The sequence below is a fragment of the Limnohabitans sp. T6-5 genome, from assembly GCF_003063315.1.
Classification (GTDB): domain Bacteria; phylum Pseudomonadota; class Gammaproteobacteria; order Burkholderiales; family Burkholderiaceae_C; genus Limnohabitans_A.
In genome coordinates, this window is record NZ_NERV01000001.1 from 1080297 (window position 1) to 1095856 (window position 15560).

15 protein-coding genes are annotated in these 15560 nt (G+C 60.2%); 1 reads left to right on the forward strand and 14 read right to left on the reverse strand.

From position 1 onward, the window contains the following. Nucleotides 1–75: 75 nt before the first annotated feature. Complete coding sequence (locus B9Z51_RS04675; protein ID WP_108372192.1) at nucleotides 76–1698, forward strand: long-chain-fatty-acid--CoA ligase; 1623 nt, start codon at nucleotides 76–78, stop codon at nucleotides 1696–1698. A 148-nt stretch (nucleotides 1699–1846) separates the two neighbouring features. Here B9Z51_RS04675 and B9Z51_RS04680 read toward each other — a convergent pair whose 3' ends face one another. The 14 genes from B9Z51_RS04680 to ftsW all read right to left on the reverse strand — a co-directional run bounded on the left by B9Z51_RS04680 (nucleotide 1847) and on the right by ftsW (nucleotide 15557). Beyond that, nucleotides 1847–2467 carry a glutathione S-transferase family protein gene (locus B9Z51_RS04680; RefSeq protein WP_108372194.1) on the reverse strand — a complete coding sequence of 207 codons (621 nt, stop codon included), beginning with the start codon at nucleotides 2465–2467 and terminating at the stop codon, nucleotides 1847–1849. After that, a complete protein-coding gene (locus B9Z51_RS04685; protein ID WP_108372196.1) occupies nucleotides 2464–3186 on the reverse strand; it encodes a glutathione S-transferase family protein in 723 nt (240 codons plus the stop codon). Before B9Z51_RS04685 ends, B9Z51_RS04680 begins: the two co-directional genes overlap by 4 nt. Nucleotides 3187–3277: 91 nt before the next feature. Continuing rightward, nucleotides 3278–3934 carry a hypothetical protein gene (locus tag B9Z51_RS04690; protein ID WP_108372198.1) on the reverse strand — a complete coding sequence of 219 codons (657 nt, stop codon included), beginning with the start codon at nucleotides 3932–3934 and terminating at the stop codon, nucleotides 3278–3280. A gap of 715 nt (nucleotides 3935–4649) precedes the next feature. After that, a complete protein-coding gene (locus B9Z51_RS04695; RefSeq protein WP_108372200.1) occupies nucleotides 4650–4973 on the reverse strand; it encodes a nucleotidyltransferase family protein in 324 nt (107 codons plus the stop codon). Next, on the reverse strand, nucleotides 4960–5394 hold the full coding sequence (locus B9Z51_RS04700) for a nucleotidyltransferase substrate binding protein (protein WP_108372202.1): 435 nt from the start codon (nucleotides 5392–5394) through the stop codon (nucleotides 4960–4962). Before B9Z51_RS04700 ends, B9Z51_RS04695 begins: the two co-directional genes overlap by 14 nt. 27 nt (nucleotides 5395–5421) lie before the next feature. After that, nucleotides 5422–6264, reverse strand: a complete 843-nt coding sequence (gene pyrF / locus B9Z51_RS04705; RefSeq protein WP_199227447.1) for an orotidine-5'-phosphate decarboxylase — start codon at nucleotides 6262–6264, stop codon at nucleotides 5422–5424. A 150-nt stretch (nucleotides 6265–6414) separates the two neighbouring features. Further along, nucleotides 6415–7338, reverse strand: coding sequence for a UDP-3-O-acyl-N-acetylglucosamine deacetylase (gene lpxC, locus B9Z51_RS04710; protein ID WP_108372204.1), 924 nt, complete (start codon nucleotides 7336–7338; stop codon nucleotides 6415–6417). Between the two features lie 139 nt (nucleotides 7339–7477). After that, nucleotides 7478–8689 (reverse strand): cell division protein FtsZ, encoded by a 1212-nt coding sequence (gene ftsZ / locus B9Z51_RS04715; protein WP_108372206.1) that lies wholly within the window; start codon nucleotides 8687–8689, stop codon nucleotides 7478–7480. 132 nt (nucleotides 8690–8821) lie between these two features. Next, nucleotides 8822–10051, reverse strand: coding sequence for a cell division protein FtsA (gene ftsA / locus B9Z51_RS04720; protein WP_108372208.1), 1230 nt, complete (start codon nucleotides 10049–10051; stop codon nucleotides 8822–8824). Nucleotides 10052–10092: 41 nt separating this feature from the next. Continuing rightward, complete coding sequence (locus tag B9Z51_RS04725) at nucleotides 10093–10881, reverse strand: cell division protein FtsQ/DivIB (protein WP_108372209.1); 789 nt, start codon at nucleotides 10879–10881, stop codon at nucleotides 10093–10095. Then, nucleotides 10878–11843 carry a D-alanine--D-alanine ligase gene (locus B9Z51_RS04730; protein WP_108372211.1) on the reverse strand — a complete coding sequence of 322 codons (966 nt, stop codon included), beginning with the start codon at nucleotides 11841–11843 and terminating at the stop codon, nucleotides 10878–10880. The genes B9Z51_RS04725 and B9Z51_RS04730 overlap by 4 nt, the downstream gene beginning before the upstream one ends. Next, on the reverse strand, nucleotides 11840–13249 hold the full coding sequence (murC, locus tag B9Z51_RS04735; RefSeq protein WP_108372213.1) for a UDP-N-acetylmuramate--L-alanine ligase: 1410 nt from the start codon (nucleotides 13247–13249) through the stop codon (nucleotides 11840–11842). Before murC ends, B9Z51_RS04730 begins: the two co-directional genes overlap by 4 nt. Next, nucleotides 13246–14310, reverse strand: coding sequence for an undecaprenyldiphospho-muramoylpentapeptide beta-N-acetylglucosaminyltransferase (gene murG / locus B9Z51_RS04740; RefSeq protein ID WP_108372215.1), 1065 nt, complete (start codon nucleotides 14308–14310; stop codon nucleotides 13246–13248). The genes murC and murG overlap by 4 nt, the downstream gene beginning before the upstream one ends. Further along, nucleotides 14307–15557, reverse strand: a complete 1251-nt coding sequence (ftsW, locus tag B9Z51_RS04745; protein ID WP_233254849.1) for a putative lipid II flippase FtsW — start codon at nucleotides 15555–15557, stop codon at nucleotides 14307–14309. The genes murG and ftsW overlap by 4 nt, the downstream gene beginning before the upstream one ends. Nucleotides 15558–15560: the final 3 nt, after the last annotated feature.

The window sequence follows — 15560 nt, forward strand, 5'->3', positions numbered from 1 at the left end:
TCATGCCGGGGCTGAAGCGGCCGACCTAAGAGCAACGCTGATCTGCAATCATTTGAAAATTTTGGAAACAAAACCATGACCACATCCGGCCTCATGATGAACCGCCCTTTGCTCATTTCGGGCATCCTCGAACACGGCGCGGCCCAATTCGGCGACCAGGAAATCGTCTCGCGCGAGACCCACGGCCCACTGCACCGCACCACCTATGCCGAGACCGCGAGGCGGGCGCGGCAGCTGGCCAACGCTTTGGCCCAGATGGGCCTGAAAGCAGGCAGCGCGGTTGGCTCCATCGCCTGGAACAACCACCGCCACCTGGAAGCGTATTACGCCGTTTCGGGCAGCGGCATGGTCATGCACACCTGCAACCCGCGCCTGCACCCCCAGCAACTGATCTATGTGATCAACCACGCCGAAGACGAGGTGGTGCTGTTTGACGCCACCTTTGCGCCCCTGGTCAAAGGCATTGCTGCGCATTGCCCCAAAGTGCGCGCCTGGGTCTGCCTGGCCGATGCGGCCAACACGCCCGCCATCGAGGGCGTGGCCAATGTGATGAATTACGAAGGCCTGATCACCGGGCACAGCGACAGCTTCGATTGGCCCGAGCTGGACGAGCAAACCGGCGCAGCGCTGTGCTACACCTCGGGCACCACCGGCAACCCCAAAGGCGTGCTGTACACCCAACGCGCCATCGTGATGAACGCGACCACCGCCTGCCTGCCCGATGTGCTGGGCTTGTCCACGCAAGAAACTGTTCTGCCCGTGGTGCCCATGTTCCACATCAACGCCTGGTGCATCCCCTACGCCGCGCTGGTGGCGGGCACCAAGCTGGTCTTGCCTGGTCCCAAGCTCGACGGTCCGAGTTTGTTCGAGTTGATGGACACAGAGCAGGTCACCATCAGCGCAGGCGTGCCCACCATCTGGATGGGCTTGATCCAGCACGTCGAACAAAACAACTTGCGCTTTGCCCACATGAAACGCACTTGCGTGGGCGGCTCGGCCATGCCCATGGCCCTGATCGCCAAGTTCATGGACAACTATGGCGTGGAAGTGCGCCACGGCTGGGGCATGACCGAGACCACCGCGGTGGCCACCATGAGCAACCTGGGCCGCGCCGACCGCTTGCGCCCCGCCGCCGAGCAGCACGCCATCGTGGCCAAGCAGGGCAAAACCGTCTCAGGCATCGAGATCAAAGTGGTCGATGAGAACGGTGTCACGCTGCCCCGCGACGGCACCTCCCAAGGCGAGCTGATGGTGCGCGGCCAGTGGATCGTGGAGCGCTATTTCAAGGCCGAGAAAACTGCGCTGGTCGACGGCTGGTTCCCCACGGGTGACATCGCCACCATCGACGCGCACGGCACCATGCAGATCCGCGACCGCACCAAAGACGTCATCAAAACCGGTGGCGAATGGATCAGCTCGATCGACCTGGAAAACGCTGCTGTGGGTCACCCCGCTGTGGCCATGGCCGCCGTCATTGGCGTCAAGCACCCCAAGTGGGACGAGCGTCCATTGCTGTTCATCGTGCGCAAACCGGGCCAAGCCGTCGAGAAGCAAGAGATCCTCGACTACTTGGCCACCCAAGTCGCCAAGTGGTGGGTGCCAGACGATGTGGTCTTTCTCGAATCCCTGCCCGTGGGCGGTACAGGTAAGGTTCAAAAGAACGACTTGCGCAAGGACTACGGCGGCGTGTTCAGCTGATCACGCCTTGTTGAGCAAGGTTGTGCCCTGTGGGAGCCCCGCCCTCGGGGCGATCAGTGGTGATCTCATGGGCTTGATCGCGGCGAGGGCGCCGCTCCTACAGAGGCGCGCCTGAAACAATCATCAGCACTTAGCCTCAGCCTGCGGCTCAAACTTTGGCGCTTGGCCGATCGTTCATGCGGTCGCGCCAGCCCTGCAAGGCGTGCATGCCCTCGTCGCCGGGCACGAACTTCATCAGGCCGCGCGCAAATTCCAGCGCGCAAAACGCGGTGATGTCGGCGATGGTGAAGCGCTCGCCCGCGATGAAGGGCTGGCTTTGCAGGCTTTGGTCAAACCAGCGGGCGACCTCGCGCACCTTCTCGGCCTGCGAACGGCCAAATTCGGCGAACTGCGGTTTTTCCAACGCTGCCAAACCCGGGTGGCTGTGTCGGATCGCGTTGGCGATGCCACCCAGCAGATACAGCTCCACACGTCGGTCGGCCATCTCGATGAAGCCACGCTCGTCGCCGTCCACGCCCATCAGGTTGGGCGCGGGGTAACGGCCTTCCAGCAAGGTGCAGATCGCCCGCGTCTCGGTGATCACGCGGCCGTCGTCCAGCTCCAGCGCAGGCACTTTGGCCAGCGGGCTTTTGGCCAGGTACTCGGGCTGACGGTGCTCGCCGCCGTTCAGGTCCATGTTGACCATCTCGATGTTCGTGATGTTTTTCTCAACCAGGAACATCAGCACCCGGCGGGGGCTGGGGGCGCGGTGGGCGGTGTAGAGCTTCATGGCTTATCCTTGCTGGCGGCGCTTTGGTTTTGGCCCATCTCGACCATCTTGCGGGCCTCTTCAGAAAACTTCTTGGCGGCATCGTCGCCGTCTTTGGTCAAATTGATGCGCGACGGTGGCGCTTCGATGCCGCGCAGCACCGCAGGGCGCTGCCGAATCGCATCGAGCCAGCGCTTGAGGTGCGGCAGGTCATCCACTTCGACACCCGACCAGCGGTGCGTGCGCACCCAAGCCCAGTTGGCGATGTCGGCGATCGAATAGTCACCCGCCAGGTATTCGTGGTCTTTCAGGTGGCTGTCGAGCACCGTGAACAGGCGCTTGCTCTCGCCTTGGTAGCGGTCGATCGCGGGCTGGATCTTTTCCGGAAAGTAGCGAAAGAACACATTGGCCTGCCCCATCATCGGCCCGATGCCGCCCATCTGGAACATCAGCCACTGCAGCACACGCGAACGGCCCTTGGCATCGGTGGGCATGAGCTGGCCGGTTTTTTCGGCGAGGTAAATCAGACAAGCACCCGACTCGAACACCGCAAAGTCATCAGCCTCACGGTCCACGATGGCGGGGATGCGGCCATTGGGGCAGATGGCCAAAAAGTCAGGCAGCTTTTGCTCGCCCTTGGACAGGTCCAGCACCTTGAGCGTGTAAGGCAGCGCCAGCTCTTCGAGCGCGATGGAGACTTTGTGCCCGTTGGGCGTGGCGGCGGTGTAGAGGTCGATCATGGGGGAAGGCTAACAGGTAGGCCCAGGCCATGCCAGCGCTTGCTGCCACCTGCAAGACAGGTGGCCCCATGAATCACAACTGTACGAACGCTTAAAAGCGGTAGGACACGCCCAGCGTCACCTGAGGCAACACGTTCAATTTGGACACGCTTTTTCGCACATCGGCCAGCTCCTTGTCCACATCGGCCTGAGGCACATTGGCCAACTGACCCGTACGCGTTTCGGTGACGCTGAAGCTGCCAATGATCACACCAATATCCGAATGGAAACCCCAGCCCTTTTGGGTGGATTGGTGGCCAAATCCAAAGCCGATATAGGGTGTGGTGCTGGGCATTTTGACTTGCACGTTCATGCTGTCGCCAGCCACCAGCGTGTGGGGACTACCATTGATGTCCACAGTCTGACCGCTCGTATTGGCCATCAGATTGAATTTCAACTGGTTGAACGTGACGCCGGTGGTCAACCTGAAGGAGCCCTGAAAGGGGAACCAATCAGCCAGCAAAGCGGTACGGCTCAGATCAATGTTTGCCTTGTAATCCGTTCCCGACTGGTTGTTTGTTTTTTCGATATTGCCCATGGTCATGTAATCGGCTCGCACATTAAAGGACGAGTTCAGGGCATGCGAGTAACCCAGCTGGACACCAAACAAACCAGCCCCTGCATAAACCTCCTGAGCTTGTGCTGCATGCATGGAAACACCCAAACCCAGCGCAGCAGCGACAACGGCTGCAATTCGACTCTGCTTCATAAGAACCCCCTGTTAAAAGCATTCAATAATACACAAATGAATACCTAATATTTCAATAAATGTCCATTTTCCATTACATATTGCGTACTTGGTTTCAAAACTGCACCTGTTCGATCGTGGCTGTGTTGGGCCTGTTCCCTGCAGGCGGCCAGATCGTCTCGCGCCATGGGAAATATTGATCCGGCCCTGTGAAATTTGCAGGACCCATGTGTTTGTCAGCCATGCGCTTATTTTTGTTGCCGTAGGAGCCCACCCCCTGTGTTCGATGGCTTGCAGGGCGTGTGCCACGCCCATCGCCCACAGGTGTGGGCTCCTACAAAAATCCAGCCATCGCCTGTTACTCAACACCTCAATGGGCTGGATCACTCGTCAAATTGACTCACTTTCGGCTCACATTTCACATCCATGATGAGACACATCAAGGTGGGTCACTTGGTAGAATTTGCTTTAAACGGTTCGAGAGCGAGTGAGTAAACGAACCAGCCGCCTACACCAACACAGGTCTGCATACCAGCATGGGAAACGGAAGCTCGCAAGATTTTTGGCAACAAGAATCAAGAAGAAGGCCTTGAGGGCCTTTTTTCTTTTCACCACACCAAGTTCTGAACCTGCATCAATTTTTCAGGCATGGGCGCCAGACCGAATCAACACTGCGCTGCATCCATTCATGCCCGACCACCCCAGCTCGCATTGAATCGCCTGTTGCAGTTTCAAATCAGGGCTGCATAACCACGTAGGCCGCTTCGATGTTCGCGTGGAACGCCTGTGGCAAGCGCGACCACACATGCACGTCCACCAACATGGGAAGCTCGCTGTCTTGCAGGGCAAGTTTCAGCGCATCCCAACCTGGCACGTCCAGGGTCAGGTCTGCCCGGTTGCGCAGAACCAAGTCCAGGTCACTGCCTTCGTGGGACTGGCCTCTGACACGGCTGCCATAAGCCCATACTTGTGCCTGTGGCGTGTGTTGGGTCAGCAAGGTTTGCAGCATGTGACGGTGGCGCTCAGACAAGTCGAGCGCAGCCAAATCAAGCGCTGGCATCAAACACCTTTTGTAAGGCCAGCGCCAAATTGCGCACATCGTGCAAATACGCAGGCAACAGCTGCAGCGTGTCGTTGGCGAAACCCGCGCCGTAGTCGTGCGCCGTGCTGTTTCGGTTGGCGCGATAGGCCAGCCAGCGTTCCACCTCGGCGCTGGTCAAAACGCCATGTTTGCCTGCGTGGCGCAACACATCGTTGAACACCCAGGCATCTACGGTGCGCGGTGAGGCCTCAAACGCCTTGAGGGCCTTTCGCAACAGTTTGCCTGCCGTTTCCAACGACAACTCAAAGCTTTTGATGGCAGCGTTGCGGTACAGGTCAAACAACACGCCATGTGTGGATTCAGGGTGCTGCTCGATCGCAAGCAGGGCTTGCTCCAAGGTGTCACACCTTCTGTAGAGGTGTTCCACACTCAAAGTCATGGCTTGTTTCTGTTGGCGCTTGCTGGTTCAGCCCTTGGCCGCTTCCAGCATGTCCCGTGTCTGCATGGCCACCTTGCGCGCCGCAGCTTCAAAGTCTTCCCCGCTCGATGCATACAACACCGCACGCGATGAATTGACGATGATGGCCCCTGCGCTGGAGCCGTCGGCATTCGCACGCCAGCCGGCCTTGACTGTGGCCACGGCGTCGCCGCCTTGTGCGCCCACACCGGGAATCAGCAGGGGCACGGTGGGGGCGATTTCGCGCACGCGCTCGATTTCTGCGGGATAGGTCGCGCCCACCACCAGGCCCAGTTGGCCGTTCAGGTTCCAGGGGCCTTGGGCCAGTTGGGCAATGTGTTCGTACACACGGGGTTGGCCATCCACCGACGCGAGGCGTTGGTTTTGCAGGTCGTCACCGCCGGGGTTGGAGGTGCGGCAGAGCAAAAACGCGCCTTTGCCGTGGTACTTGAGGTAGGGGGCCACCGAGTCCCAGCCCATGAAGGGCGAGAGGGTCACGGCGTCGGCGCCGTAGCGCTCAAAAGCCTCTTTGGCGTATTGCTCGGCGGTGCTGCCGATGTCGCCGCGCTTGGCATCCAGGATGATGGGCACATGGGGGGCCACGCGGCGCATGTGTTCCATCAGGCGTTCGAGCTGGCCTTCGGCGCGGTGCGCGGCAAAGTAGGCAATTTGGGGTTTGAAGCTGCTGACCAGGTCGGCCGTGGCGTCGACGATGCGGGCGCAAAAGTCGTAGATCTTGTTGGCGTCGCCCTTCATGCCCGCAGGGAACTTGGTGGGTTCGGGGTCCAGGCCCACACAAAGCATGGAGCCGTTTTGGCGCTCGGCGGTGCGCAACATGTCGAGGAAGGTCATGCGGGGATTTTAAGGGTCCGGGAGAGGACCACTTTTCTGGCTTACGGACAAGATGTCGGACTCTTCGCGTGCCGACCTACGGAAGCGGTGTCTTGTAGGTCGGTGGTCGAAGACCCCGACATGGCGCTTGTAAAGGCCGCTTGTCGGGATTTACCAGGCCGGTTGCAGAGCCGCAAAACCTTTAGGGGCCTGGCTGGATTTGTCGAACGTCACCACTTCGTAGGCATCGGGTTGGGACAGCAACTCGCGCAGCAGCAGGTTGTTCATGGCGTGCCCCGAGCGGAATGCGCTGTAGGCGGCCAGCAAGGGTTTGCCCACGATGTACAAGTCACCCATGGCGTCGAGGATTTTGTGTTTGACGAATTCATCGTCGTAACGCAATCCGTCTGAGTTGAGCACTTTGTAGTCGTCCATGACGATGGCGTTGTCCAGGCCGCCACCCAGGGCCAGGCCGTTGGCGCGCAGCATTTCCACATCTTTGGTGAAGCCGAAGGTGCGGGCTCGGGCGATGTCCCGGGCATAGACGCCTTCAGACATGTCAAATACGACTTGCTGACCCGTGGAGTCCACAGCGGGGTGATGAAAGTCGATTTCAAAGCTCAGTTTGTAGCCGTGATAGGGCTCCAGGCGCGCCCACTTGATGTTTTCGCCGGTACCCTCACTGACCTGCACCGTCTTGAGCAGGCGGATAAAGCGTTTGGGGGTCTGTTGTTCTACGATGCCCGCGCTTTGCAGCAAGAACACAAATGAGGCGGCCGACCCGTCCAGAATGGGCACCTCTTCGGCAGTGATGTCGACATACAGATTGTCAATGCCCAAGCCTGCACAGGCCGACATCAGATGCTCCACCGTGTACACCTTGGCCTGGCCCACTGAAATCGTGGAAGCCAGTCGGGTGTCGGTGACCGACTCGGCCCTGACCGGAATGTCCACCGGTTCAGGCAAATCGATACGGCGAAACACGATGCCCGTGTCGGGCGGCGCAGGCCGCAGCGTCAACTCGACCCGTTGGCCACTGTGCAAACCCACGCCGACGGCCTGGGTCAAGGATTTAAGGGTACGTTGAGCGAGCATGTTTGAATTTTAATTGGCAAGGCTTTGTGTCGTCCTGACAAGGTATAGGCTGATATCAGCCCCCGCGCCACATAAAAATGAGGCCTGACAGGCCAAGCCTGTCAGGCCTCAAAGCACCTGTGACCGACAGATCAGGTCATCAATCTGCCTGCTTGCGCAAGAAAGCGGGAATCTCGATGTCGTCCATGCCCGCAGCTGACATGCCGTCCACGCGGGTGGCTGCGTGGGTGCGGTTGCTGCGCCAGATGGCGGGTGTGTTCATGCCATTGGTGGCCGATGGCACTGCAGTGTGCATCGACGAAGCCACGGCATCATGTCCGCCCATCATGAAAGGCACGTTGTCGGTGCCTGTGCGGATCACTTGCATGGGGGCGCTGCGGCGTGCGCCTTGCTTGGACAAGCCTGTGGCCACGACGGTCACGCGGATTTCGTCACCCAGGCTTTCGTCGTAAGCCGTGCCATAAATCACATGGGCGTTGTCAGAGGCATAGGCGCGGATGGTGTTCATGGCCTGCTTGGACTCTGTCAGCTTCAAAGAGCCTTTGGCTGCACTGATCAGCACCAGAACGCCCTTGGCGCCCGACAGGTCTACACCCTCAAGCAATGGGCACGCGACGGCTTGCTCGGCTGCGATGCGGGCACGGTCCGGGCCGCTGGCAGCAGCGGTGCCCATCATGGCTTTGCCAGGCTCACCCATCACGGTGCGCACGTCTTCAAAGTCGACGTTCACATGGCCTGGCACGTTGATGATCTCGGCAATGCCGCCCACGGCGTTTTTCAGCACGTCGTTGGCGTGCGCAAACGCCTCGTCTTGCGTCATGTCTTCGCCACCGGGCAGTTCCAGCAGTTTTTCGTTCAACACCACGATCAATGAATCGACATTGGCTTCGAGTTCGACCATGCCCTGATCGGCATTGCTCATGCGGCGACCGCCTTCAAACTCGAATGGCTTGGTCACCACACCCACGGTGAGGATGCCCATTTCTTTGGCGATGCGGGCAATCACGGGCGCGGCGCCTGTGCCGGTACCGCCGCCCATGCCGGCGGTGATGAACAACATGTGCGCGCCTTCGATGGCGGTGCGGATGTCGGTTTCGGCGCTTTCTGCCGCTTCACGGCCTTTGTCGGGCTTGCTGCCAGCGCCCAGGCCGGTTTGACCCAGCTGGATGAAACGGTGCGCCGCGCTGCGGGCCAATGCCTGCGCATCGGTGTTGGCGCAGATGAACTCCACGCCTTGAACTTGACGCTCAATCATGTGCTCCACGGCATTGCCGCCGCCGCCGCCGACACCGATCACTTTGATCTGTGTGCCTTGATTGAATTCTTCGGTTTGAATCATTTCGATGCTCATGGTGCTCTCCTAAATCTGAATATCTGCAGTTGCCTGAAATTTTGAGTGTTTGCCTAATGGGGATGTTTCAACATCGCCTGGGCCTGAAAGGGAGTGGACTGCCTCTGGCCTGAAATCGGTTTTTCCAGTTCATCAGAAGTTCCCCACAAAAAAATCACGAAGACGACCAAATGCGTTGTTTACTGAACTTTGCTTTTGGGTCACTTTGTAGCCACGCAAGCGCGCCAGGCGGGCTTCTTCAAGCAAGCCCATCACGGTGGCTGCGCGTGGCTGGCTGACCATGTCGGCCAGTCCGCCTCTGTATTTGGGCAAGCCACGGCGCACGGGCTTGAGGAAGATGTCTTCACCCAACTCGACCATGCCAGGCATGACCGCGCTGCCGCCTGTGAGCACGATGCCCGAGGACAGCACTTCTTCATAACCTGACTCGCGGATGACCTGGTGCACCAGCGAGAAGATTTCTTCGATGCGCGGCTCGATCACGCCCGCCAGCGCTTGCTTGCTCAGCATTCGGGGGCCGCGATCACCCAGCCCCGGCACTTCCACTTGCGCGTCCGGGTCGGCCAGAAGCTGCTTGGCATAGCCGCTTTCGACCTTGATGTCTTCGGCGTCTTTGGTGGGGGTGCGCAAGGCCATGGCGATATCGCTGGTGATCAGGTCGCCCGCAATCGGAATCACCGCCGTGTGGCGGATGGAGCCGTTGGCAAAGATCGCCACATCGGTCGTGCCTGCACCAATGTCCACACAGACCACGCCCAATTCACGTTCGTCTTCGGATAACACCGCCAGGCTCGATGACTGGGGGTTGAGCAGCAATTGGTCCACTTCCAGGCCGCAGCGGCGCACGCACTTGATGATGTTCTCGGCCGCACTTTGCGCACCGGTGACGATGTGCACTTTGGCCTCCAGGCGCATGCCGCTCATACCTATGGGCTCTTTGACTTCCTGGCTATCGATCACGAATTCTTGGGGGGCCACCAGCAGCAAACGCTGGTCGGTCGAGATGTTGATGGCACGCGCCGTCTCCATCACACGGGCCACATCGGCGGGCGTGACTTCCTTGTCCTTGATGGCCACCATGCCACTGGAATTGATGCCTCGGATATGGCTGCCCGTGATGCCGCAATTGACACGCGTGATCTTGCAGTCCGCCATCAGCTCGGCCTCTTTGAGCGCCTGCTGAATGCTTTGCACAGTGGCGTCGATGTTGACCACCACGCCGCGCTTGAGGCCATTGCCAGGCGCGATGCCCAAGCCCGCGATCTTGAGTTCGCCATCGGGCATGACCTCAGCCACCACCGCCATGACTTTGGAGGTGCCAATGTCCAACCCGATGACCAGATCTTTGTACTCTTTTGCCATTTGACTCACCGTTTCCGTTTCATGTTCCGTTGCCTGATTGCTCAGGGCTTTTTCTTGCTGTCCACATCGACCGTGCTCACACCGCGCAAGCGCAGCGCGTAACCGTCCTTGTGGCGCAAATCTGCGGCCAGCAAAGCCGTTGGCGTTCTGCCATACCGTGACGTGACCTGTGACAGCGTTCTGAGAAAGCGCTGCACAGTCAGGCCGATTTCAGCTTCTGTGCCACGGCCCAATTCAATCTGCGCACCGCCTTGCAGCAAGACGCGCCAGCTGCCTCTCGGGGTCAACTCCATCTGTTCAATGTCCATGTCCAAGGCTTGAAACAAGGGCTGCAGATAGCGGTACATGCGCATCACATCGGCGGACAAACCCACTGGCCCTTTCATGCGGGGCAGTTGCTCCACATCGGCGTCTTCCACATTGGCCTCAAACACTTGGCCCTGTTCGTTGACCATGGTGTTGGCGTCTTCTTCGCCCCACAAAGCCACCGGGTGGTGCTCTTGCAAAATGGTCCGTAATCGATTGGGGAAATCTCGTTGCACCACCGCTGTACGCACCCAGGGCACGTCTTCAAAGGCATCACGGGCTTGCGCCAGGTCGAGTGTGAAAAAGTTGCCACTCAACTTGGGCATCACATTGGCACGCAAGGTGACGGCGTTGTTATGACCCACTTCCCCTTGTACGGTGATGGACTCGATGGCAAACATGGGATGACGAATCAACCACCAGACCCCTGCGGCGACGGACAGCCACACCAGCACGGCCACCAGCAAAGCGGTGGTCATGTTCATGAGCCGGACATCCAGCGGCAAGGGCAGGGTCTTGTTCATCCCAGGCGCTCCTTGACGTTGTCCAACGTGGCCGACGCCAGCAGTTGCGTGCACAAGGCCTCGTAGCTGATGCCCGCAGCGCGAGCCGACATGGGCACCAGCGAATGCCCCGTCATGCCTGGCGATGTGTTGATTTCCAACAGATACGGCTGGCGCGTGGCGGCATCGATCATCACGTCGATGCGGCCCCAGCCCCTGCAGCCCAACACCTGATAAGCCTTGACCACCAAGGCCTCTATTGACGCCTCTTCGGCAGCAGACAGACCGCTGGGCACCAGGTATTGGGTGTCGTCGGTGAAGTATTTGTTTTGGTAGTCGTAGTTGCCCTCAGGCGCCACGATGCGGATCACAGGCAAGGCGCGGGCGCTGTCGCCTTCGCCCAGAACCGGGCAGGTCACCTCGTCACCCACAATGCATTGCTCGCACAGGATGTCGGCATCGCACTGTGCAGCGGCTGCCAATGCGGCAGGCAAGTCCTGCACATTCAGCACCTTGGTCACGCCAATCGACGAACCCTCGCGGGCAGGTTTGACGATCATGGGCAAGCCCAGCTTCTCGACCAGATCAGCCCCATTCACGGTGGCCAGTTGCGCTCGGCGCACCAGCACATAGGCGGGGGTAGGCAAGCCCTCTGCCAGCCAGACCCGTTTGGTCATGGTCTTGTCCATCGCAATGCTTGAAGCCATCACGCCCGATCCGGTGTAGGGGATGCCTAGCAACTCCAGTGCGCCTTGCACCGTGCCATCTTCCCCATAACGGCCATGCAGGGCGATGAAGCAGCGCGCAAAACCTTCGCGCTGCAACGCGCTCAGGTCCCGTTCGGCGGGGTCAAATGCCTGCGCGGTCACCCCCTCGGCCTGCAAGGCTTTGAGCACGCCCTGGCCGGACATGAGAGAGACTTCGCGCTCTGCCGAGCGCCCGCCCATGAGGACCGCCACTTTGCCAAAGTTGGATGTGCTCACACCGCACCTCCCGTCTCGACCACTTTGGCGGGCACACCGCCGATGGAGCCTGCGCCCATGCAGATCAGCACATCGCCATCGCGGGCGTTGCCCAGCACGGCTTGCGTCATGTCGGCGATGTCATCGACAAACACCGGCTCCACCTTGCCTGCCACGCGCAGGGCCCGCGCCAAAGACCGACCATCCGCAGCCACAATCGGTGCTTCGCCAGCGGCATACACCTCGGACAAGAGCACGCTGTCGCAGCCCTGGCCAATGACCTTGACGAAGTCTTCAAAACAATCGCGTGTGCGGCTGTAGCGGTGCGGCTGAAACGCCAGCACCAGTCGACGCCCCGGAAAGGCACCTCGCGCAGCGGCCAGCGTTGCGGCCATTTCCACTGGGTGGTGCCCGTAGTCGTCAATGACCGTGAAGCGCCCAACGCCGCCAGGCACGGCCACATCGCCATAACGCTGAAAACGTCGGCCCACGCCCTTAAAACCTGCCAGTGCCCGTTGAACGGCGGCATCGTCCACGCCCAGCTCCACCGCCACGGCCACGGCGGCCAAGGCATTGAGCACGTTGTGCAGGCCCGGCAGGTTCAGCACCAGGTCCATGTCGGGCAGAGTGACGCCGTTGCGCCGTTGCACCGTGAAGTGCATCTGACCGTTCTCGGCGCGCACATTCACGGCACGCACCTGAGCGCCTTCGTTCAGGCCATACGTCGTTACGGGGCGGGCGATCTCGTCCACGATGGATTGCACACCCGGGTCGTCACTGCAAACAATCGCAGTGCCATAAAAAGGCATGCGGTGCAGGAAGTCCACAAAGGCTGCTTTCAGCCGAGCCAAGTCATGGCCATAGGTTTCCATGTGGTCGGCGTCGATGTTGGTGACCACCGCCATCACCGGCAACAGGTTCAAAAACGATGCATCCGACTCGTCAGCTTCGACCACGATGTAGTCACCCGTGCCCAGCTTGGCGTTGGCACCTGCACTGTTCAGGCGCCCACCGATCACAAAGGTGGGGTCCAACCCGGCTTCGGCCAGCACACTGGCCACCAGGCTGGTGGTAGTTGTTTTGCCGTGCGTGCCGGCAATGGCCACGCCTTGCTTCATGCGCATGAGCTCGGCCAGCATCACTGCACGCGGCACGATGGGAATATGACGTTCGCGGGCAGCCAGCACTTCGGGGTTGTCGGCTTTCACGGCGGTGGAGGTCACCACGGCGTCAGCATCCTTGACGTTGGCAGCGGCATGGCCCACATGCGTTTCAATGCCCAGAGCCGCCAAACGGCGCAAGGTGGCGCTGTCGGACAGGTCAGACCCCGACACCTGATAGCCCAGGTTCAGCAGCACTTCGGCAATGCCGCTCATGCCCGATCCACCGACACCGATGAAATGGATTTTTCGGATGGCGTGTTTCATGCAGTCAACTCCTCACAAGCCATCACAAGCTCTTGTGTGGCTTTTGTTTTTTTCTGTTCATAAGCTTTTTCGGCGCAAGCCAGCAAGCTCTCCCGGCGCCAGCCCGACAGGCGATCCGCCAGGCCCTGCGGCGTCAATTGCGATTGCGGCAACAACCAGCCCCCGCCCTGCGCGCACAGGAACTGGGCATTGGTGGTTTGGTGGTCATCCACCGCATGAGGAAAGGGCACGTAGAGCGCCGCCGCCCCCACGGCCGCCATTTCAGTGACGGTGCTGGCCCCTGCACGGCAGATCACCAAGTCGGCTTGGGCAAAAGCGCTGGCCGTGTCGTCGATGAAAGGCGTCAACTCGGCTTGCACACCTGCCGCTTGGTAATTGGCACGCAAGGCCTCAATTTGTTTGGCGCCACTTTGGTGAATGACCACCGGGCGCACAGCCGCTGGCATCAAGGCCAAGGCCTGTGGCACGGTGTCGTTCAAGGCTTTGGCCCCCAGACTGCCGCCCACCACCAGCACACGCAGAGGGCCGGTGCGGCCTGCAAACCGCATCGCTGGTTCGGCTTGCTCGGTGAAGGCTTTGCGCAGGGGGTTGCCCACCCATCGGCCTTGTTTGAACACCCCCGGAAAAGCCGTGAACACCCGGGCCGCGACCCGGGCCAGCACCTTGTTGGACAGACCTGCCACAGAGTTTTGCTCGTGCAGCACCACCGGTTTGCCGCACAGACGCGCCATCAAGCCGCCCGGCAAGGTGATGTAACCGCCCAGGCCCAGCACCACATCGGGCTGGACACGGCGCACGACTTGCAGGCTTTGCCAGAAGGCGCGCAGCAATTTGAACGGCAGCTTGAGCCAGGTCATGAGGCCTTTGCCCCGCACACCACCAAATTCGACGGTTTCAAACGGGAAGCCGCGCGGCGGCACCAACTGGCTTTCCATGCTGTCGGGTGCGCCCATCCAGTGCACGCGCCAGCCTGCTTCGCGCAAGGCTTCGGCCACGGCCAGGCCCGGGAAGATGTGCCCGCCGGTTCCGCCAGCCATGACCAATGCGCATCGGCGGTTCATGATCGCCCTCCACGCATCAGTTGTTTGTTTTCGGCGTCGATGCGCAACACAATGGCGATGGCCACCAGATTGAGCATGATGGCGGAGCCGCCATAGCTCATCAGCGGCAAGGTCAGCCCTTTGGTGGGCAAAGCGCCCAGATTCACGCCCATGTTGATGAAGGCCTGAAAGCCGATCCAGATGCCCACGCCTTGCGCGACCAGTCCGGAAAAAACTTTGTCCAGCGCGATGGATTGGCGACCGATGACCATGATGCGGCGGCTCAGCCACAAGAACAGAAAAATCGCCACCGACACCCCGACCAGACCGAACTCTTCACCGATCACGGCCAACAGAAAGTCGGTGTGCGCTTCGGGCAACCAATGGAGTTTTTCGACACTGCCCCCCAGGCCCACGCCCCAGATTTCGCCGCGCCCGATGGCAATCAGCGAATGCGACAACTGGTAGCCTTTGCCCAGGGCATAGGCCGAGTTGAAGGGGTCAAGGTAAGCAAAAATTCGCTCGCGCCGCCAGGGCGACAAGACAATCATGATCACGAATGCGACCAGCAAACCGCTGAGGCTCCACATGAACATGCGGACATTCACCCCGCCCAGAAACAGGATGCCCATCGCGATAACGGCGATCACCATGAAGGCCCCCATGTCGGGCTCGGCCAGCAAAAACACACCGGCCACCGTCATCGCCGCCATCATGGGCCACACCGCGCGGATGAAATCTTCCTTCACATCCATCTTGCGCACCATGTAATCAGCCGCATAGATGATGGTGGCCAACTTGGCCAACTCGGAAGGCTGAAAATTCGTGATGCCCAGGGCTATCCAGCGCCGTGCGCCATTCACGCTCTTGCCGATGTAGGGAATCAGCACCAGTGCCAGCAGCACCAATGAACAGACAAACAGGGGGCGTGCCATTTTTTCCCAGGTGGCCATAGGCACCTGAAACGCCAGCAAGGCCACCACAGTGCCCATGGCCAACGACATCACATGCCGCCACAGGTAATGGGTGTGCGTCAGCCGCACCAGACGGGGGTTGTCCGGCATCGCAATCGATGCCGAGTACACCATGACCATGCCCCACATCAGCAAGGCCACCACCACCCAGACCAAGGCCTGATCGACCCCTTGCAGCCGGGCACCTGATCGCCCCGACTGGCCTGCAAACTCATAGCCGCCCAGGTTGACGGGCAAGCCTGCATGGCTGACCGCAGGCGTGCCCCCCGAAAACACGGCCCCCAGGCGTGCCACGGC

What these genes read in the sequence shown, in the direction of transcription:
- B9Z51_RS04675 (WP_108372192.1), top strand. Translation starts at nt 76, where the DNA reads ATGACCACATCCGGCCTCATGATGAACCGCCCTTTGCTCATTTCGGGC.
- B9Z51_RS04680 (WP_108372194.1), bottom strand. Translation starts at nt 2,467, where the DNA reads ATGAAGCTCTACACCGCCCACCGCGCCCCCAGCCCCCGCCGGGTGCTG.
- B9Z51_RS04685 (WP_108372196.1), bottom strand. Translation starts at nt 3,186, where the DNA reads ATGATCGACCTCTACACCGCCGCCACGCCCAACGGGCACAAAGTCTCC.
- B9Z51_RS04690 (WP_108372198.1), bottom strand. Translation starts at nt 3,934, where the DNA reads ATGAAGCAGAGTCGAATTGCAGCCGTTGTCGCTGCTGCGCTGGGTTTG.
- B9Z51_RS04695 (WP_108372200.1), bottom strand. Translation starts at nt 4,973, where the DNA reads ATGCCAGCGCTTGATTTGGCTGCGCTCGACTTGTCTGAGCGCCACCGT.
- B9Z51_RS04700 (WP_108372202.1), bottom strand. Translation starts at nt 5,394, where the DNA reads ATGACTTTGAGTGTGGAACACCTCTACAGAAGGTGTGACACCTTGGAG.
- pyrF (WP_199227447.1), bottom strand. Translation starts at nt 6,264, where the DNA reads ATGACCTTCCTCGACATGTTGCGCACCGCCGAGCGCCAAAACGGCTCC.
- lpxC (WP_108372204.1), bottom strand. Translation starts at nt 7,338, where the DNA reads ATGCTCGCTCAACGTACCCTTAAATCCTTGACCCAGGCCGTCGGCGTG.
- ftsZ (WP_108372206.1), bottom strand. Translation starts at nt 8,689, where the DNA reads ATGAGCATCGAAATGATTCAAACCGAAGAATTCAATCAAGGCACACAG.
- ftsA (WP_108372208.1), bottom strand. Translation starts at nt 10,051, where the DNA reads ATGGCAAAAGAGTACAAAGATCTGGTCATCGGGTTGGACATTGGCACC.
- B9Z51_RS04725 (WP_108372209.1), bottom strand. Translation starts at nt 10,881, where the DNA reads ATGAACAAGACCCTGCCCTTGCCGCTGGATGTCCGGCTCATGAACATG.
- murC (WP_108372213.1), bottom strand. Translation starts at nt 13,249, where the DNA reads ATGAAACACGCCATCCGAAAAATCCATTTCATCGGTGTCGGTGGATCG.
- murG (WP_108372215.1), bottom strand. Translation starts at nt 14,310, where the DNA reads ATGAACCGCCGATGCGCATTGGTCATGGCTGGCGGAACCGGCGGGCAC.